This is a genomic window from Rhodopseudomonas sp. RCAM05734, assembly GCF_052658035.1.
Window position 1 is genome coordinate 5,927,600 of sequence record NZ_CP199742.1, and the last position, 18,955, is coordinate 5,946,554.

11 protein-coding genes and 2 pseudogenes are annotated in these 18,955 nt (G+C 60.3%); 6 read left to right on the plus strand and 7 right to left on the minus strand.

What is annotated here, in order from left to right:
• Window positions 1–405 precede the first annotated feature (405 nt).
• Window positions 406–603 (plus strand): annotated as a pseudogene (locus tag ACUXVA_RS28240) (transposase); the annotation flags it as partial.
• A 220-nt stretch (window positions 604–823) separates the two neighbouring features.
• Here the strand turns inward: ACUXVA_RS28240 and ACUXVA_RS28245 are convergent.
• Window positions 824–976 carry a hypothetical protein gene (locus ACUXVA_RS28245; RefSeq protein WP_445489482.1) on the minus strand — a complete coding sequence of 51 codons (153 nt, stop codon included), beginning with the start codon at window positions 974–976 and terminating at the stop codon, window positions 824–826.
• 867 nt (window positions 977–1,843) lie between these two features.
• Here ACUXVA_RS28245 and ACUXVA_RS28250 point away from each other — a divergent pair.
• A complete protein-coding gene (locus tag ACUXVA_RS28250) occupies window positions 1,844–2,059 on the plus strand; it encodes a hypothetical protein (RefSeq protein WP_445489484.1) in 216 nt (71 codons plus the stop codon).
• A gap of 162 nt (window positions 2,060–2,221) precedes the next feature.
• On the plus strand, window positions 2,222–2,470 hold the full coding sequence (locus ACUXVA_RS28255) for a hypothetical protein (protein WP_445489486.1): 249 nt from the start codon (window positions 2,222–2,224) through the stop codon (window positions 2,468–2,470).
• A gap of 508 nt (window positions 2,471–2,978) precedes the next feature.
• On the opposite strand, the gene ACUXVA_RS28260 is transcribed toward ACUXVA_RS28255, so the two are convergent.
• Both ACUXVA_RS28260 and ACUXVA_RS28265 read right to left on the minus strand, forming a co-directional pair.
• Window positions 2,979–4,925 carry a glycosyltransferase gene (locus ACUXVA_RS28260; RefSeq protein ID WP_445489488.1) on the minus strand — a complete coding sequence of 649 codons (1,947 nt, stop codon included), beginning with the start codon at window positions 4,923–4,925 and terminating at the stop codon, window positions 2,979–2,981.
• Window positions 4,922–6,292, minus strand: a complete 1,371-nt coding sequence (locus ACUXVA_RS28265) for an HlyD family efflux transporter periplasmic adaptor subunit (RefSeq protein ID WP_445489490.1) — start codon at window positions 6,290–6,292, stop codon at window positions 4,922–4,924. The genes ACUXVA_RS28260 and ACUXVA_RS28265 overlap by 4 nt, the downstream gene beginning before the upstream one ends.
• 580 nt (window positions 6,293–6,872) lie before the next feature.
• Here ACUXVA_RS28265 and ACUXVA_RS28270 point away from each other — a divergent pair.
• Window positions 6,873–7,874: a phosphotransferase gene (locus ACUXVA_RS28270; RefSeq protein ID WP_445493365.1), complete on the plus strand. Its 1,002-nt coding sequence runs from the start codon at window positions 6,873–6,875 to the stop codon at window positions 7,872–7,874.
• Window positions 7,875–8,133: 259 nt separating this feature from the next.
• On the opposite strand, the gene ACUXVA_RS28275 is transcribed toward ACUXVA_RS28270, so the two are convergent.
• The 4 genes and pseudogenes from ACUXVA_RS28275 to ACUXVA_RS28290 all read right to left on the minus strand — a co-directional run.
• Window positions 8,134–8,640: a nuclear transport factor 2 family protein gene (locus tag ACUXVA_RS28275; protein WP_265082603.1), complete on the minus strand. Its 507-nt coding sequence runs from the start codon at window positions 8,638–8,640 to the stop codon at window positions 8,134–8,136.
• Between the two features lie 754 nt (window positions 8,641–9,394).
• Complete coding sequence (locus ACUXVA_RS28280) at window positions 9,395–10,048, minus strand: hypothetical protein (protein WP_445489492.1); 654 nt, start codon at window positions 10,046–10,048, stop codon at window positions 9,395–9,397.
• A 513-nt stretch (window positions 10,049–10,561) separates the two neighbouring features.
• The gene (locus ACUXVA_RS28285; RefSeq protein WP_445493392.1) at window positions 10,562–11,251 is read right to left on the minus strand and encodes a hypothetical protein; all 690 of its coding nucleotides are present in this window, start codon (window positions 11,249–11,251) and stop codon (window positions 10,562–10,564) included.
• Window positions 11,236–11,562, minus strand: a pseudogene (locus ACUXVA_RS28290) (IS481 family transposase); the annotation flags it as partial. The gene ACUXVA_RS28285 and the pseudogene ACUXVA_RS28290, both read right to left, overlap by 16 nt.
• 660 nt (window positions 11,563–12,222) lie before the next feature.
• Here ACUXVA_RS28290 and ACUXVA_RS28295 point away from each other — a divergent pair.
• Both ACUXVA_RS28295 and ACUXVA_RS28300 read left to right on the plus strand, forming a co-directional pair.
• Window positions 12,223–13,947 carry a ShlB/FhaC/HecB family hemolysin secretion/activation protein gene (locus ACUXVA_RS28295; RefSeq protein WP_265082599.1) on the plus strand — a complete coding sequence of 575 codons (1,725 nt, stop codon included), beginning with the start codon at window positions 12,223–12,225 and terminating at the stop codon, window positions 13,945–13,947.
• Between the two features lie 18 nt (window positions 13,948–13,965).
• On the plus strand, window positions 13,966–18,843 hold the full coding sequence (locus ACUXVA_RS28300; RefSeq protein WP_445489495.1) for a beta strand repeat-containing protein: 4,878 nt from the start codon (window positions 13,966–13,968) through the stop codon (window positions 18,841–18,843).
• Window positions 18,844–18,955: the final 112 nt, after the last annotated feature.

Consider the following 18,955-nt stretch of genomic DNA (forward strand, 5'->3'; position numbering starts at 1 on the left):
GCTCTGTCGACGTGAATGATGGAATAAGGAGGGGTACCGGCGCTACGCGGGTTCCGCTCATCGACGTGTTCATCTGCACTTATAATGAGGAAAAGGCGATTCTGGAGCGCACGATCATCCGGCATTAGGTAGCAAACGCCACCAAAGCTGCATCAAACATCTGCATTGATTGATGTTTTTACAGTCGAAACTTTGTCGGTTTTCTTGGCGACGTCTTGGTCAAGTATGGTGCTTCTGGTCAAGTATGGTGCTTCAAACTCTCGCATCGACTCTTCAGCAAGAAATCGCCTTGGTTGGTAATTATGCAAGGATGCCTTGCACAATTGGAACTCTCTGAACAATCAATGGAATCAGCAATTTTCATAAAGCGAGCATTGTGCCAGGCGTTAGCAGCACAATTCGTCGGTCAAGCGTTCAGATCTCCATCGCTTCGTCGTCCTGCCCAAGCGCTGGATCGTCGAACGGACTTTCGCCTGGATCAGCCGTAATCGTCGCCTGATGCGCGATTTCGAGCGCTACACCAGGACCGTCGCAGCCTTCGTCCGCCTCGCCATGATCCGCATCATGCTCAGGCGCCTCACACGCTCAACCCAATGCTCCTGAATCAAATCTTCTTGGATCGGCTCTAAACAGAATGCGCGCCTTCCGAAAAAGTAATTTTTGGGTGAGGCATCACCCCTGACCGACTGGCGAAGTCCGGGGGTAGGCCGGTCAAGGGAGGCTCCGAACGCGGGCAGCCCGTAGGGATACGTTTGGATGCCCTTGACGGGACGAGGGGCGGCGCCCCTAAACGAAAAACCCCCGCCGAAGCGGGGGCAGTGGCTCAATCGTAATCGTCGAGCATATCCTGGAGTTCGTCGTCCCGCACGGCCTGTTGGGCTTCTTCGTGGCGGGAATGCTTGGTGTGGACTGGTTGTTCTTCTTTGTAGAAGTCGATTTCGATAAAGATAGTGAAGTCCTTAAAGCGCGCAAACATGCCGAAGCTCCGACTGTTTGGCTGTCTTGGTGTTGGGGATTGCGCCAATTGTTCGGGGCAACAACCAACCAGGCCAATAAGCCAGTGGTGGAAGTCGCCTCGACGCCCCCGTTCTGCCTAAGAACGCGTCTGAGGGTTCAAACCTAAGATGGCAGGTGCTGCCTGAGCCTCAGGCTAGCAATCCGAACAGGGTCGCCACAGCGCGTGGCGTTGTTGGACATATGGTCCTGAATTCGGGCAAATCAAGGGCATGAAAAACCCCGCCTAAGCGGGGATCTCAACAGTTTCGGGCGCCATGATCTCACGGCAGTAGGGTTGAAGGACCGGGCAGAACGAAGCCACACGGAAGTCCATGGCGGAGTATAGCTCCTGCCAGAGATGCCGACACATCAAGATTTGCTCTCCTGATGGCTTCCCCCCTCAAGCTGCACCAGTACGGGTCTGTCTGGGTTTAGCCGGTGCCAGTGAAGTTTGGTCTGGCCGTCGTCGAAGATGATGACAGCGCCATTCCAGGGGTGTTCGACCATCTGGTTCGTTATCCCGCTCTCGGCTGAGGTGCACCGGGAGTATCACCGCGGCCCCAAGACGTGGGCGGCAAAGTACGGCTCCCACCAGGATCTGCTCAAGGCGTTCTGGAAGTCGATCGGCTTCGAGCCCGGGGACTTCATGACGGTAGGGATGCCGGAGAAGCGGGCGGCTTGGTTAGAGCGGGTTCTTGAAAAGTTAATGGAATCAAAACGTTGTACTTAAGCCAAGGCTTATTTCTCCCGTTGGGGCTGCGTTCGAACGCCGTCTAATCCACGGAACGCGTGTTATTTTTCGAGGGGGCCGCTCCCACGCGCGTGTGCGCTGTAGGAGAATTCAACCATGAGCGGCAATACACCTGAACTAGACGTCAAGGTTGGCAACGTCACAATCAAAGCCAAAGGCCTTTCGGCAATCAGAGCTATCCGCAACCCCATAGCGTTTGCGATCTACACCCGTCATATCGTGGCTGTGGTGGGCGCTCTCGCCTTGCTATGGGGCGGGCACGAATATGCCGGCGCGGCGCTACGCCTCATAAAGGTTTTCGTAGGTGGGTAGCTTTTGAGTAAAAGTTGAAATGGGTTTATTGAGCCCGAGACCGCTCCCCTGAAGGCCAAATCTCTTTCAGGGGAGCACGTTTTCAGTCATCGACGCGTTACGACCCTACCTTGACTCGTCGTTCTGCTTTCGTTCTCATAGCCCGAAATCAGGGTGACGGCCATGGGACTCGACCATATTCGCAGCGAAATCGAACATATGCGGCGTCAGATCCTGCGCCAACGCAAGGAAATCCAATCCCTTTCTAAGGCGGGCATTTCCACGGCATCGGCGGAAGCCCTTCTGGCCCGGATGCAGGAAAAGGTGGACGGGATTTGTGCTGAACGGGAACGCCTGAACGGGGAGGAGCGCCTGAAGCGCCCGACCTACGCCTCGGGGAAGGTCATCCACGGGCCGACCGGCCGCAGGTGATGAACAACCTTCGGAGATTCCCTCCGCCCTGGTCTTTCGAGGAGGACAAGAACGGCTTCTCGATCAAGGACGCCAGTGGGCTTTTCATCTGCGGTGTCCCCACAGGGATGACCTCCACGCCCGGAATTACCAGTACGCCAACCAGTACCTCTCAAGGGAGGAGGCCCGGAAGATCGCCAAGGCGATTAGCCGGCTGCCGGACTTGCTGAGGAGGCCGCCGTACTGACAAACTACACTTTCGCTACCCAGACCACGCTGTCGATCGACGACACCGCGGAAATCTAGCAGAAACAAATGCGGCATTAGGTAGCAAGCGCCACTAAAGCGCTCGCAACCCATTGAATTTTTGTCTGATTCACCTGGGCAACCTCCATGAAGAATCAGCCAGACGGATTGCTGGCCAAAGTCTGCTATGCCCCCATCGCGACCGAATTCCGCAGAGTAGCGAGACGATGCGATGTGCCAATAACTGACCTCACTCTAACTAACCAAGATCACAATTGCTCGATTACCTGAACAAGCGCAGGAGAAGAGCTTTGCCGACCGGCGCCGCTCGAACGCCCCGAAAAGCGCGGGCATACTCTCCAGCGTAAAACGCGCGCACGACGCGAACTCGGGTCTCGAGAGTTTCTTCGAATCGAACGCCGAAACCGTCGCCTGTCCGCCGTACGACAATTGCGGATACGTTCTGGCCATAGACGTTGCAATTGATGATGGTCCGCACCGGCGGTGGAGCGGGATCGAGGAAGCGAGCGCCGGTCATCGAGATGTCCGCCATGCGAACCAGTCGCGAAGCCCCGCCCTCGTGAATGAGGACGGGTTCATGGCGTTGGAAGCGCTCGGCCTTCCGACGGCGAGGTTGCTCTATGCAGATGAAACACACGACCGCTAGGATCACGCCATTGTACAGGCTCCAGGCAAGGGCAAGCCCGCCATAAGCAATGCTCTCTCCCTGCAGATTGAGTATAAAAGCGTAGGCGATCGCCAACAAAGTTATCAGCAGTGCGGCCCCGTAAATCCGCAGAAGCGGCCACTCGATAAACCTCTGGCTACGATCACCACCTTTGGCGGTCACCTTGAATTTGTGACCCTGTGGCCTGATCAGGCCGGTGACCACCGCCTTCAGAACCGCTGGCGCCGCGATATATTGCGACAAATCGGTCATGATCGCCAGCGATCGGCCGCGGGAAATCCAGGCCATCGTGAACGCGTGCCAGATGTAAAAGGGCAGAAAGTATTTCAACAGCTCGAAGAGATCAGCGTGAACTGCCTTGATCCCGAACAGTAGATAGAGCCAAGGCACGACGAGGCCAAACACTTTCGTTCCATAGACTGCCGCCCAACTCATGAAAGCGTCGATCAGCGAAAGCCGATCAATGAATGCGAGCTTCGAGTGGAGAGATAGTGGCCCGCTACGGCCTCTCACGATCTGCATGAAGCCGAGGCACCACCGGCTGCGTTGCGTGATGTATTCTTTGAGTCCTTCGGGCGCTAATCCGAGCGTAAGTCTTTCGTTCAGGTATATTGTACGATAGCCAAGTTCCTTCAGGCGTAGCGTGACGAGATAGTCTTCGGTGACTGAATCTGTTGGGAAACCGCCGATCTCCATAAGGCTTGAAAAGCGGATCACCGAAGACGTTCCGCAGCAGAACGCCACGCCCCAAGCGTCCTTGGCTGGCATCAGAATGTCAAAGAAGAAGCGCTGCTCGTCGGGCCACACCTCAGCGGCAGCGAGATTCGATTGAATCGGGTCCGGATTGATGAAATGCTGCGGGGTCTGCACCACACTGACAGTCTTATCTTCCATCAAAATGGCCGTGCGCGTCAGGAAGTCGGGCATGGGCACAAAGTCGGCATCCAGGATCGATATGAACTCCGGCCTCTCATGCAGCCCCGCTACATGCTGCAACGCGTGATTGATGTTGCCGGCTTTCGCGTGACGATTGTCCGGGCGCGTCAGGTAGTGACACCCGAGTTCTTCCGTCAGGCGTTTGAGCCACAAGCGTCGCCCGTCATCTAAAATCCAGACGCGATAGTTGCCGTACTGCAGTCCAGTGGCGCCGATGATCGTGCGCTCCAGAATCGCCTTTTCCTCATTATAAGTGCAGATGAACACGTCGATGAGCGGAACCCGCGTAGCGCCGGTACCCCTCTTTATTCCATCATTCACGTCGACAGAGCGATCGATTGTACGGCTGAGAAACAGCAGTGACAGACAGACGGCGACCAGCGAGGCCACTTCCGCCAGCACGAACGGATACCCCACGAGACAATCGGCGGTAAAGCCAGGCGGCGGCAACGTTTGCGTGACTCGCCACACTAAGTATCGGGCCAACAAGACAAACGATATACCAGCCATCAATGATCGGGCGATCGTGCTGTTGCGTTTGAGCAGCGGCAGGATGACGAGACACGAACCGAAAGCGATCAGGCCCGGTGCAAGCGCTGCGATCATGATTTCGGTGGGTTGTCGAACACCACCCTTCCCGTGCGCCCGACTTCACAATCCTTGCCGGTCGTACCGATACCGGGCATCGAAACCGTCACACGGTATGGTTCCTTGTTCAGTGTATCGGGATTGATGGCGAGGTTCGCGGGCGCACCCGACGCTCCTGTAAGGTTGATGATCAATCCCTTGATTGACGGACTGCCGTCATTCGGCTCAAACTGCGCCTGCTTACCCAATTGCAATCGGTTGTAGACACTCTCGGTGACGTTTGCGGTCACGACAGCGCCGTTGCAGTCCAACAGCTTCAGCAACGCTTGCCCGGCCCGGACATCCTCACCCGTTGAGGTCATCATTTCCCAGATCCGGCCAGGCACTGGCGCCGTGATGTCTGCTTCCGATCGCGCGATGTAGTGAAACTGCTCGGCCGTAATCTCGGCGGAGAGCCAGTAGATCTCTGCATCCGCATGCGCCAGATCGGCGGTAAGATCTCCAACTCGTTGACGCATCTCTTCTTCCCGCTGGACGGAACTCGGCCGGTCATTGTAGCTATCGCCGATATACGTGCCATTCTTCGCGGCGGTGAGTTCGACATTCGCCGCATCAAGTCTATGACGGGCGCCGTTTTCTGTTTGTTGAACGACCGACCGATCCCGGATCAACCTGGCGAATTCGACAGTCGAGACGCTACCCGATTTGATGAGCGACGATGCCCGCTCGACGGCGGCCGCTGCTTCTTCGCGTCGCGATACTGCGGCTTCGATGACCGATTGAATTTCGGCGATGCGCGCTTCGAGCTGTAGAATCCGCCCTTCCCTAAATTGGGAGGCCTGCCGAGCGAGATCCTCCTGCAACGCGTGAGCTGAGGCGAGCTTGGCCGCGAAGGCCGGCCGTTCGTTGTCCGACCGCGACATTTGCCGTCTCAGATCGTCCAACCGGGTTCGATCACCTCGTGCGTTCACAACCCGAAGGATGACATCGCCTTCCGTCACACTCGATGCAGTTGAAAGACCGGGCTTCGAACTCACTGTGCCGTCGATCGGCGATCTCAACGTCACTATCCTGGCGTTGACCACCGCCTCGACGCTGGAGATTTGCCAGATCGCTTTAAGTGGCATCCATCCGAATACCGCAACGATGGCGGCGCCGGCGGCGATTTTCAATACCCGACGAACCGTGTGCGATGATTGATGCGGCGAGGTCTCCCGATCAGACGAAGCGCGACTCACTGGCTCGTCGACCTCCGGCTTCAGTCGATCGTTCAAATCGCGCTGCGGCCCCGTGACGGTGTGATTGGAATCACTCGGAATGCCGCCCTCGTCACCAATTGCGGGAGGGCGTCCCTGAACGGACTGTCCGTTTTTCGCATGATCCATGACAACTCGGCCTAGATATAGCAAATGAGCGAGCGAACTCGCCGCTCTCTGAAGTGTAACCAACGCCAGTAGGAGCCCCTGGCCTTTAGAATTCATTTAGGAACTTGAGACATTTTTCCGGCATTAGGTAGCAAGCGCCACTAAAGCTCTCGCAACCTATTGAACTATCGTGCGATTTACGCTGGCGACATCCATGGCGACTTAGCCAGACGGATTGCTCATAAAAGTCCGCCATGCCCCCATAGCCACCGAATTCCGCAGAGCAGCGAGACGACGCGATGTGCCAATAGGCGACATTGTTGGTGGAGGAGCGGTCTGTATCTGATCCGTACGGCGATCGAAACCGCCGCTATTCCCATAAAGGATCAGACTGGCATCATGAGAGGCATCTTGACCAATCGAGCGCGCATCACATAACGTCAACCTCTGTTCGGAGGCTGCCGGTCGGTGAACATTTCGTCCTGAATGAGAGGCGGGTTTCGGGTTCTTGCGCCCGCTGACCCAATTGGAACTGACTGATTTGCGCGCAATAGCGTGTGGGTCTTCATCAGCATTCGGACGACTCATGCAAAAATCGGGAATGATACCGGAAACGCGGCGCGACGCGGTGCGCACAGCTATCCGGACCGCGTTCGGCGCAAGTGCCGTGAGCGATTTCCAATCGCTTACGGGTGGCGTTTCGGGCGCTCTGATCTGTCGTTTTGAGGTCCATGAACGAGCGTACGTTCTGCGGATCGAGCCAGAGCGCGTCGCGCTACATGACCGACAGCGAGGTTACGCATGCATGGTCGCCGCAGCGACTGCGGGCGCTGCGCCGCCCGTCCAGTACTGTGATCCGTCTACTGGTGTCGCCATCATGGATTTTGTTCCTGGGCGACCGCTTTCGGAGCATCCGGGAGGACCTGTGGGTATGGTGCGCGCACTCGGCGCGCTCATCTCGAAAGTGCAGGCGACGCCGCCATTTCCGATACTTGGCGACTATCCAGATGTGATCGGGAGTCTGTTGCGCAGCCTTGGTAAATCGAGTTATTTCACGGAGGGACAACTGGACCTTTACGCTGAGGGCTTTGCACGTATCTGGGCTGCGCTCTCGTGGGACACATCCTCGTTGGTCTCGTGCCACAACGACCCTAATCCACGCAACATCCTGTTCGATGGCGAACGGGTGTGGTTGGTTGATTGGGAGCTGGCAACCCGCAACGATCGGCTGGTGGACGTCGCGATTCTGACAACCGACCTCGCGGAAACGCCGGAGTTGGAAGATGCGCTGCTGGAAGCAACCTTCGGGGTGACACCGAACCGCCAATTGCGTGCGCGGCTGAGCGTGACCCGGTTGCTCACGCGACTCTTCTATGGATGCATTGTACTCGACAGCCTTGTCGGTACCCTGCGATCCGCGCCGGATGTCGGCCTCGCCGCGTCCAGCCCCGCCGCGTTCCGCACTGCGGTGGCGGAGGGTCGGCTGGCGTCCGGCACCCCCGAAGTTGCGTACGCTTTCGGCAAGATGTCGCTTGCCGTCTTTCTCGACGGCCTTGCTACGCCACGGCTCGACGAGATGTTGAAACTGGCAAAACAGGGCTGATCGGCCGCGCGAGTTCGAAGCGGGCGGGGAGCCTCAATTTGAAGCCGAGACGCTATCCGGCGCTTCCTCTGCTGGGACGATCGCTTCCGAAGTGTGATGAGGTGTCCTTATGACGATCTGCGCGACTTCCGATTTTGGTCAAAAGCGACCGGACTGACCAAAACTCCGACAGCCTCTTTTCGTCAAACACCGGACATTGTCAGACCGCTCGCCTCCGTCGCTTTCGTGCCAACAGGCGACATACGCCTTTGGCGTTGCTCTAGTTCTTAGGGCTTGTCCAGCGATCCTGCGCAACGTCCGTCCACGATGTGCCAAGCGGTCGCATTGTGATCCAAGTCTCGACCAGCTTGCCATCCTCGATGCGGTAGCTTTGCATTCCGGCCCGGCTCTGCTTCTCGCCAGTCGTCGGGTCAAGCCATTGGAACGAAAACCGGAACCACGCGCGGTCGTCGGTGAATGAGTGATCATACACGACGACGCGAATACCTGGACGGCCTTTGTGAACGGTCACAAGCTCGTCCGCATAGGCTTCCCGAGTTACGGTACGGTCGCCATTCTCATCGTGTCGGATGTAGTTCGGCCCAACGCAACCTGGGATTAGGTCATATTGACTGTCGTGCCAAACCCGTTCCCATCGGTCGAATAGATCATGCATCATTGGTGCATCCCACATCAAGAAGTCCCTGCCTATTGCTGGAACGGTAGCAAGTGGGACGTTGCCGCTCCAGTGACGATGTTGCGTTTGGGTCAAAAAGCGACCGGACATCTCAGAAATCCGACAGTCGCTGTGAGCTAAACACCGGACATTGTCGGACCGCTTGGCTTCGTCGCTTTCGTGCCAAGAACGGGCTAAGCTCCCGCACGGCGCGCGTGAAGGTACCTCAACCAATGGTCAATCTGCCAGCCCTTCCAGATCACGCTCGGTCGCTAACTTCGGATCGTTGCCTCCACACAAGATTCTCGAAAACGACCTGCTGGACCGCGCAGAAAAACTCACGTCGGTCTCTGACGCTCTTCTTTAGTAGATATGATATGGGAAATGAAGAATGGCGTGTTTACGTCGGCCGAGCAGCAGGCTCGGCATCCGTCGGCTCGGCCCGGCCGTAGTATTCGGCACCAAAGTTGTTCCTAACGATATACTCTCTGAAACCTCGCATGCGAGCATGCATGAGATTATCGTCGCCGTGGCGAAGACCCACCCCGTATTCTCCTCCTTCGCGACGGCCTGCAAGATAGTTGGCATGCCCCGCGTGATCCGGCTGGCCTGATCGACCGGTCGATGAAGATGACCGACGTGGTTGCCCTGATCGATGCGGAAGCGGTTATAGCTCCCGCCATTCGAGGCCCCAAAAATGAAAGAGGCATCTGAGTTTATTTGCGGCCGTTCTACAGGTGACTCATCTGACTCAAGTTCTTCCTGTATCAGCTCTCGGAGAACAAGATACATATGGCCAGCGCCAGTATAGTCGCTGAACGCCGGCTTCGCTTCCAGCGAGGATTCGTAGGGCCATGTTCCGTTGCTACTTTCTTAATAGAGAGAAGTTTTCGGCGATCTCCCCGCTTGGAATTGGCGGACAGATCCCCTTGGGCTCGATATCGGTTCGATATGGACGTTCCAATGTTGGCCCATGAAAGATTATGGCTAACTCGCCACGCATTTTGGGATAAGCAGGGCCAACGCTACGGTAGTATCTCGGACCCGCAAGCCCCCCGATGACCCAAGCGTCTCGTGGCCAAGGCAATACTGCCCCGATCCGAAACACATCGAGAACGTAATTAAACGCAACAATTTCGAGTCCGTTCATTGCTGCGACGAACGGGTCGGATTTCCCTTGATCGGGATACGTGCCGTTCGTGTTACGATACTCTGCTCCTAACGAACGCAGCGCCGCGTGCATTATTGCGAGCCGCGAATAGACGTCCGACTTGCCTGAGCTCAGCGCTTCAAACAATTTTGTAAAATTGGCCGATGTCGAAGTGTCGTCTGCCGAAAGCGACGATGTCACGATCCCCGACAGACTGCGCGCCTTAGCCAGATAATCGCGATATTCCGCATTTGATACCGGGCCAAAGCTGCAAGTGTCCTGCTCTGAATGAAAATTCAAAAGAGTGATGTAGTTGGCTGCGATACCCAGAAGCCCCAGCGAAATAAGAGCGGCCAAGCCTTTGTTCATCAATAGACACTTTTTTGGAGAAACTTCGCCATTAGAATCGTGACAACACTGTCCCCACAACGCCTATAGGCAGCAAATCACACGCGAGATCCGATGATTTGCTGCAGATATTAGTCAACGCCAGCCTCCCATTTGGGGGTAACTACCGAAGTGAGCGCCACACCCGTTTACCGACCATATTAAGCAGAATTTCGAAACTCAAGTGGAAATTGAGTTGAGGCGCTATCCATAAATCGGCATTCATGGGCGAGCTCAATCCATGTCCGCTATCCGGCACATTGCAGAGTCAAGGCGGACATCGATCTTAGGTCCAAAGCGTGTCAGGTCGGACATGCGCTACACATTCGAGTAGGCGCTGCACTGGTTGCTAGCAGGTCGCTTCAACACCGCCGTACAAATTTGAGATCCCAATTCGTCGGTTGGGGCAGTGCTATTTCTCGCGCCGGAAAAGTGCACGGCTGCAGATATTTTGAAAACGACGCAAATGACCCCAAGTGCCGGGAACGACCGCAGTCACATTTGGCGCCAGCGCGCTAGTTGGGCATAAGACTCCATGATTGATCGAGGCCCTGTGACGCTGCATTCGTGACTAATTGTCGGCCTTGCCGCACTATCTGCAACGCCAATCCAAGTAAGCATTCGCGTGCGATCATCCCACAGAAGTTCAAATTGGCCCGAGCGACCAGCGACCCCGAATCTAATTGAGCCATCGTTGATCCCAGCGATGTTACCTGACATCGTCTGGTCGGAAGCTTGGGTCTCTAGGACTACCGTTCTTGTGGAGCGGTCCAAAGTGACGAAATATTGTCCGTACTGGCCGGGGCAGGTTAGCGAAAAGGCGTCCACCGGGTCGAGACGCTTAGGATCAAATTGCTCTGGTTGCCAGAATGCTGAAAGCATCGTTCTGCCAGCGACCTCCGTGCAGTCGTGTTGCAGTAAAGCCCTTCCCAGTTCACTGGCGGGCATTCCCGGCCACGTCATCACGTTGCGCTTGCGATTGAAGGAAAGAAGAATACGCCCGCCGTCGGCCCTCAGGCTGAGGTCCAGTCTTGCGTCACTTTCCGCGATGATCTCACCGGGTAGTTTGTTTCCACCGGGATTTTCAAATACGAAGTGATTTGTCTCCAGATCGTAAGTTACGAAGTAAGGCTGCTGTTGCTGATAACGTTTGCCGTCGCAGCGAATGGATGGCGCTGAAAGCAACGGTGCGAGGATGACCGCGTCAGGTGCGGTACCGTCGCCTGCAGAGCATAGAGGCAGTCATCAAGGGGCAATAATGTGTGCCTGCGGAAGGCGACGACCGTCGCCTCCTGCTCGGCCGTCAATATCGTGGAGCGCGCAGTCTTCGGGCCCATCGGCGCGTCTTGGACAAAGGTCCGCTTGCGCCACTTGGCAACTGTCTTCTGATTCAGGCCGTGCTGCGCGGCTAATTCTTTGAGCGGAGCCTTCGATCGCTGTATTGCCGCTCGGATCGCGTGCGTGGTCGTGGCGCTGCCATGGAGTATCTGTCCCATAACCCCTCCCAGAATGAAGGGGCAGTTTGGCTGATTCCCCCACACTCCGGGACCAGACACCTAGCCGCCCGAGGCACCATTGCTCTCACAGAAATAGTTGCATTAGACAGATGCGCAGCGAGCAGCGGCATCACTTTGACCAGCACAGCAGAGAAAGCGCAGCAATTCCGGTGCATGGATCTCTTTTATTTCGTCAGAGCGCTTCTCATTCGATGACTTTTAGGCCTTGAAACTAGGGCTAACATCGCGTCGCCCGGCGTGGCTCTGTTCGATCTGTTCAAGGCTGCTCCATCCGCCGTCGGTGTTCGCGTCACCCCCGCATCGCCTGACCAGTGCGCCCCTCCGAGCCACTGTGACCGCGATTTTCGCTCCTATGGAGATTCTGCCCAAGTACTTTTCTGAGCGGACCGATCGACGGCAAAAGCACGCGCCAAAGCATCCGACCGCACGCCTGATGAATAATGCTCCCTGAGTTTTGCACGTGCAGCGACGGTTTTAGATCTTTAATAATAGCTGTGATCGCCGCGTGGCAGCGCTGGTCAATGGTTAAAAATTACCTTACGCAGGAAGAATCATTAGGTTGATTCTCGCTTCGTCGTTTGTGTCTCACGTGTAAAAGCATCGCTCCATTTTTCCGGGAGCGCAGAAAGCAGATACTTCGTGCTGTCGAAAAGCTTGCGCGGTTTCATCGCGTTTTTGGCAATGCTGCCTGCTGTCGCGCAAGCGCAGACAGCTTCGCAAATTACCCCACCAAGTTTTCGACCGAGTTTAGAGCGACAGGGTGGCTTCGCCCTGCAGGGTGGCGGCGGTTTAGCCACGCCGAGCGGCGCCGAAAAACTCTCCGTCAGGATCTCCGGCGTTCAGATCAAGGGCGCGCTGCCGGCATTGGCGGCGGCGACCGCCGAGCTGGAGCGTCGTCTGGTCGGGCGTTCGGTGTCGGGCGCGGAGATTTTCGCCGCCGCGCGCGATCTCGAAGCGGCCTATGCCAAGGCGGGCTACGTGCTGGTGCGTGTGGTCTTGCCGCCGCAGCATCTCGCCAACGGTGCACGCCTCAAACTCACGGTCGTCGATGGCTTTATCGAGCGGATCGAACTCAAGGATGTGCCGGAGCGCGTGCGTTCGCGCATCGCCAGCCTGGTGGAGCCGCTGGTCGGCCGCCGCGGCGTGACGCTGGTGGAACTCGAACGCCGCGTGCTGCTGGCCGGCGATACGCCGGGCACGCTGCTGCGTTCGACGCTGGCGCCGGGGAAGAGCGAGGGCGCCACCGTGCTGGTGATCGAGGCCAAGTACCAGCCCGTCAGCGCCATTCTGACGTTCGACAACGCGCTGTCGGCGGCGCTCGGCCGCACCACGGTCGGTGCCGGCGTCGACTTCAACAGCATTGCGGGTCTCGGCGAGCTGATCTATCTGCGCGCCAACGGGCATCCGGAATTCGATGGCGGCAACGGCTTTTTCGAGCGCTATCCCACCAACCGCGGTCTGGCAGCAGGCGTCATCGTGCCGCTGTGGGTCGATGGCCTGACGTTCAACGCCGAGGGCACCGATGCACGAACCACGCCGCGCGCGGTGCAGGGCATCCAGACCACCGATACGTTCCAGCGGCTGTCGTTGCGGCTGCGCTACGCCTGGCTGCGCGGGCGCGCCGCCAATTTCAACAGCGAAGTGTCGTTCGACGCGCAGGACGAAGTGCAGAGCCTGTTTATCGGCGGCGATCCGGTGGCGCTGTCGCAGGACAAGCTGCGCATCATTCGCTTCACCAATGACGGCGACGTGCTGACGCCGTGGGGCGCTGCGATCTCCGGCCGCGTCACCGGCTCGTTCGGCCTCGATGCGCTCGGCGCGCGCTCGGCGGCGAGCGCAAGCGCATTGCTGCCCTTGTCGCGACAGGGCGCGGACGCTTCGTTCCAGAAGCTCGACGCTGCGCTCGGCTATTCCCAGCGGCTGTACGATCATCTCGCGGTTCAGGTCACCGCGCGGGCGCAGACCTCGTTCGGCCAGGCGCTGCTGCGCAGCGAGCAGATCGGCATCGCCAACACGTCGAGTCTGTCGGGCTTCGATGCCGGCAGCATCGTCGGCGATCAGGGCTATGTCGCGCGTGGCGAAGTCTCGTCGCCCTGGACCGTGCCGTTGCCGACCACCGCGGTCGGCGTCGTCGCCGCGCCCTACGTGTTCGGCGCCTACGGCGAAGTGAATTTGCAGCAGCCGACGGCGCTGGAGGCGGCGCGGATTGCCGCGACCTCCTATGGCGGCGGCGTCCGCTTCGGTGGTTCCGTGCCCGGCACCCTGTCGAACGGCTCGCTCGCACTCGAATACGCGCGCACCACGCGCAATGACGGCGTCGCTGCCGCTGACCGGTTTCTGGTCGTGACGGCGTTCAGATTCTAGACGCCAGGGAATAGTTCGATGCAACGACCGGCCAGCCTCTCCCACGCGTGCGCCTCCCGCCGCGATACCCGGCAACGTGCCGTGATGCTGGCGACCACCGCGCTGACCGGCTCCCTGATGATCGGCCAGGCCTTGGCGCAGACTCTGCCGACCGGTGGCAGCGTCGCCGCCGGCAGGGTGGCGATCGCATCGCCTTCATCGACCCAGCTCAATGTCACGCAGACCAGCCCGAGCGCGGTGGTCAACTGGCAGAGCTTTTCGATCGGCCATGGCGCGGCGGTGACTATCCAGCAGCCGGGCAGTACGTCGGCGCTGCTCAACCGCGTCACCGGCGACACGCCGTCGAGCATTGCCGGCTCGCTCACCGCCAATGGTCAGGTCTATCTGGTCAATCCCAACGGCATCGCCATCACCTCGACCGGCACGGTCAACACCGGCGGCGGCTTCGTCGCCTCGACGCTGGGCATTTCCGATGCCGACTTCCTCAGCGGCAAGCGCAGCTTCACCGGCAATGGCGCCTCCGCCGAGGTCAGCAATGCCGGCACCATTACGGTCGGCCGCGGCGGCTATGCCGCGCTGATCGGCGGCACGGTGTCGAACGCGGGCAGCATCTTCGTGCCGCTCGGCAAGGTCGGGCTCGGCTCGGGCGAGAGTGCGACGCTGGATTTCTCCGGCGACGGATTTTTGCAGGTGGCGCTGCCGACCGCGGCCGGCGGCACCAATGCGCTGATCCGCAACGCCGGCTCCATCAAGGCCGATGGCGGCAGCGTGATCATCAGTGCCGCGACCGCACGCGAGGCGGCGCGCAATGCGGTGAACATCTCCGGTCTGGTGCAGGCGGGAACCATCGGCGGTCGCACCGGCGCGATCTTCATCGGCGGCGGTGCCGGCGGCGGCGTCAACATTTCCGGCAAGCTGATCGCGACCTCGCGTCAGGCCAGCGGCGGCGCCATCGCGGTGACCGGCCATACCATCGCGCTCGAAGGCGCCAGCATCGATGCCTCCGGCGCGACCGGTGGCGGCACCATCAACATCGGCGGCGGACGCCAGGGCGAAGGGGCGCTGCAACGCGCCCACACGCTCACCGTCGATGCGCAGACCACGATCCGCGCCGACGCAACGACCAGCGGCAATGGCGGCGCCATCGTGCTGTGGTCGGACCAGCCGACGCGCTTTGCCGGCACCATCACCGCACGCGGCGGCGCATCGTCCGGCAACGGCGGCGAGGCCGAAGTCTCCGGCAAGGCGCAGCTCGCTTACACCGGCTTCACCGATCTCTCGGCGGCTCATGGCAGCTTCGGCACGCTGCTGCTCGATCCCTACAACGTCATCATCTCGAACGGCGCCGATACCGGCGGTTTCGATGCCACCAGCAACGACAGCGTCATCAACGCGACCACGCTGATGACGGCGCTCGGCGCCGCCAATGTGACCATCACGACCGGCTCCGGCGGCACGCAGGCCGGCAACATCACCGTGGCGGCGCCGCTGACCTGGTCGGCGCCAACCGTCCTCGGGCTGAATGCAGCCGGCGCCATCGTCATCAACGCGCCGATCGCCATCACCGCCGCCGGCGGCCTGGCGCTGAATGCCACCGCGCAGGCCGGCATCACCAATACCGGGCTGACCTTCGGCAACAATGCCTCGGTCGACTTCGGCGCCATCGACCACGGTGGCACGTTCAGTCTCAACGGCACCACCTACACGCTGGTTTATACGATGGCGCAGCTCGATGCGATCGATGCGCTCGACGCCATCGACGGCAGCGCGCTGGCGCAGTACGGCACCGGCCTGTCCGGCAACTACGCGCTGGCCACCAACCTCAGCGCCGCCGGGCCCACCTATACCCGCGCGCTGATCGGCACCAACAGCAGCAACGATGTCGATACTCAGTACACCGGGCGGTTCGACGGACTCGGCCACACCGTCACAGACCTGACGATCAACGCGCCCGGCCTCGCGTGGGTAGGTCTGTTGGGCTACGTGAATGGCGCGGAGTCCAGCGTTTCGAACATCCGCGTGGTCGGCGGCACCTTCACCGCGAAAAGCAACGTTGCTCCGCTGGTCGGCTGGCTCAACGGCGGGGTCGTGCAGAACAGTTTCGCCAGCGCCACCGTGGCGTCGCTGGGAACCATCATCTCGACGACGGTGACCGACGGCGTGGTGCAGTCACGTACAGCTGATGGGGTCAACGCCGGCGGGCTGGTCGGTTTCAACACCGGCCTGATTCAATCCAGCCATGCCAGCAGTAACGTGACCGGCTACACCGCCACGGGCGGCCTGCTCGGCTGGGGATCCGCACTCAGCCTGGTGACCAACAGCTACGCAACCGGCACGGTCAGCGGGATCAACAGCACCGGCGGGTTGGCCGGCACCAATGGCGGCATGGTCACCAACAGTTACGCGACCGCCACCGTCAGCGGCATCCAGAATACCGCGGGACTGGTCGGCACGAATACAGGAACCATCCAGACCAGCTATGCGACGGGCTCGGTGAGTGCGACGGGTAATCGCATCGGCGGCTTGGTCGGCCAAAATCCAGGAACCATCCGGGCAAGCTATGCGACCGGCGCGGTGAGTGGCACCACCAACTCCGGAGGGCTCGTCGGGCTGAACAGCCCGACCGGCTCCGTGGATTCCAGCTACGCCACCGGCACTGTCACCGGCACCGTCGCTGTCGGCGGCCTTGTTGGCGGCAACAATTCCACCGTACCGAATGTCATTTCCAACTCCTATTGGGACACGCAGACCTCCGGCATCTCGGCGGCGGCCGGCGGCGGGATCGGCCTGACCACGGCGCAGTTGCAGGGCATCCTTCCCACGGCATTCGGCAGCTCGGTCTGGAGCACCGGCGCCGGGCTCTATCCGTATCTGAGCTGGCAGTTTGCCGCTGGCTCGACGCCGCAGGCGGTGTCGGGTATCGCCTACCAGGCCGATGGGGCGGCACTGGCCGGCGCCACCATCGCCGGCACGCTCAGCGGCACTGCGCTGGCGACGATCCAAACCGGCGCTAACGGCTACTACTACTTCCTGCTGCCGCAGGGCTCGACGTCGATCGGCAGCGGCCTGTTCGTTGACATTGCCGGCAACGCGGTGAAGTCCAACGCCTATGTGTCCGGCGTCAACCCGACGCAAAATCTCGACCTCAACGCCAATACGCTGACCGTGCGCACCGCGGCGACCACGCTGTCGTCGGTGGCGTCCTCGCTCGCCAGTGTGATCGGCATCACGCCGACCGGCGATCTGGTGTTCTCGACGCCGGGCGGCGTGCTGACTGCAAACGGAGGGACCAGCGTTTCTATCGCGGCCTCCGGCGCGTTCACCGTCGACCAGACGCTTGCGGTGGCGGACGCCGTGCGGCTTTCCGCTGCGGGCAGCCTGACCATCGCCGCGACTGGCTCCGTGTCCTCCACGAGCAGCGACGTGACGCTGGCGGGATCGAGCTTCGTCAATCAGCGCGGCGCTGATGCGGTTTCGGCCGCCAACGGCCGCTGGCTGGTCTACTCGGCGGATCCATCCAACGACGGCCGCGGCGGTCTCGCTTACGCGTTCAAGCAATACGCCGCGATCTACGGCGTGACAGCGGTGGCGCAGGCCACCGGCAACGGCTTCCTCTACAGCGTGGCCCCGACCGTCACGCCCACCGTCTCGAAGACCTATGACGGCGGCACCGGCGCGACGCTGGCGTCGACCGCGAGCGGCCTCGATGGCGACGTGATCGGCCTCAGCTACACGACGGCAGCCTACGACAATGCCAACGCCGGGACCGGCAAGACGGTCACCGTCAACGGATTGACGATGACCTCCGCCACCAATGGCGGCGCCACGGTCTATGGCTACACCCTGGGCGCGACAACCGGCACCATTGCTGCGCGCGCGGTCACGGTGACGGCGGATGCGCAGAGCAAGGTCTATGGCGATGCCAACCCGGCGCTGACCTATACGGTCGGCGGCAGCGGCCTGGTCAACGGCGACAGCCTGTCGGGCAGCCTGACGAGCGGCGCCACTACCGCCTCCGGCGTCGGCAGCTATGGCATCACGCTCGGCACCCTCGCCAACAGCAACTATGCGCTGACCTACGCTGCAGCCAATCTCACCGTCACGGCGCGGGCGATCACGGTGACGGCCGATGCGCAAAGCCGGGCCTATGGCGATGCCAACCCGGCGTTGACCTATACGGTCGGCGGCAGCGGACTGGTCAATGGCGACAGCCTGTCGGGCAGCCTGGCCAGCAGCGCCACCGCCGCAACCGGTGTCGGCAGCTACGGTATCACGCTCGGTACCCTCGCAAACAGCAACTATGCGCTGACTTACGCCGCGGCCAACCTCACCGTCACGGCACGGGCGATCACCCTGACGGCCGATGCGCAGAGCCGGGCCTATGGCGACGCCAATCCGGCGCTGAGCTACACGGTCGGCGGCAGCGGGCTGGTCAACGGCGACAGTCTGTCGGGCAGCCTGGTCACCGCTGCGGCGTCGGATTCGGCGGCGGGTGCCTACGCGATCGCGCAGGGCACGCTGATCAACGGGCGCAACCCGAACTATGCCATCGCCTATACCGGCGCCAATCTCGTGGTGAACGCCGCTCCCGCGCCAGCAACGACAGTATCGACGCCCCCGACAACGACGACGGCCAGCTCGACAGAAACCTCGACAGTGGCGCCCTTTGTGGTGGCGCCGGCGGATACGTCGACAACAAGACAGTCGAATATCAGCTTTCAGATCGACCAACGCTCCACGACGATCGTGACGCCGCTGGCCGGGACGCCGACAACGGCGGTCAGCACGTCCGGCTCCGCCACGCGTAGCGCTGCGCGGCGGACCAGCGACGATGACATCGTGACGGGAAGCATTGGGCCCCAGACCAAGCGAAAGAAGAAACCTGCCGGGCGATAGCGGTCGCTTCGCGGATGCTTCACGCCGCCATTTTGGTAGCTCTTGCGAGGGAGCAATCCAGTCGTCGCTCGCAGCCTCTGGATTGCTTCGCCCGCGGACGTGGGCTCGCCAA

Bases quoted from the DNA above. Each gene is read 5' to 3' on its own strand.
- ACUXVA_RS28270 (WP_445493365.1), top strand. From the start codon at position 6,873: ATGATACCGGAAACGCGGCGCGACGCGGTGCGCACAGCTATCCGGACC.
- ACUXVA_RS28260 (WP_445489488.1), bottom strand. From the start codon at position 4,925: ATGATCGCAGCGCTTGCACCGGGCCTGATCGCTTTCGGTTCGTGTCTC.
- ACUXVA_RS28245 (WP_445489482.1), bottom strand. From the start codon at position 976: ATGTTTGCGCGCTTTAAGGACTTCACTATCTTTATCGAAATCGACTTC.
- ACUXVA_RS28280 (WP_445489492.1), bottom strand. From the start codon at position 10,048: ATGAACAAAGGCTTGGCCGCTCTTATTTCGCTGGGGCTTCTGGGTATC.
- ACUXVA_RS28265 (WP_445489490.1), bottom strand. From the start codon at position 6,292: ATGGATCATGCGAAAAACGGACAGTCCGTTCAGGGACGCCCTCCCGCA.
- ACUXVA_RS28300 (WP_445489495.1), top strand. From the start codon at position 13,966: ATGCAACGACCGGCCAGCCTCTCCCACGCGTGCGCCTCCCGCCGCGAT.
- ACUXVA_RS28275 (WP_265082603.1), bottom strand. From the start codon at position 8,640: ATGTCCGGTCGCTTTTTGACCCAAACGCAACATCGTCACTGGAGCGGC.
- ACUXVA_RS28255 (WP_445489486.1), top strand. From the start codon at position 2,222: ATGGGACTCGACCATATTCGCAGCGAAATCGAACATATGCGGCGTCAG.
- ACUXVA_RS28250 (WP_445489484.1), top strand. From the start codon at position 1,844: ATGAGCGGCAATACACCTGAACTAGACGTCAAGGTTGGCAACGTCACA.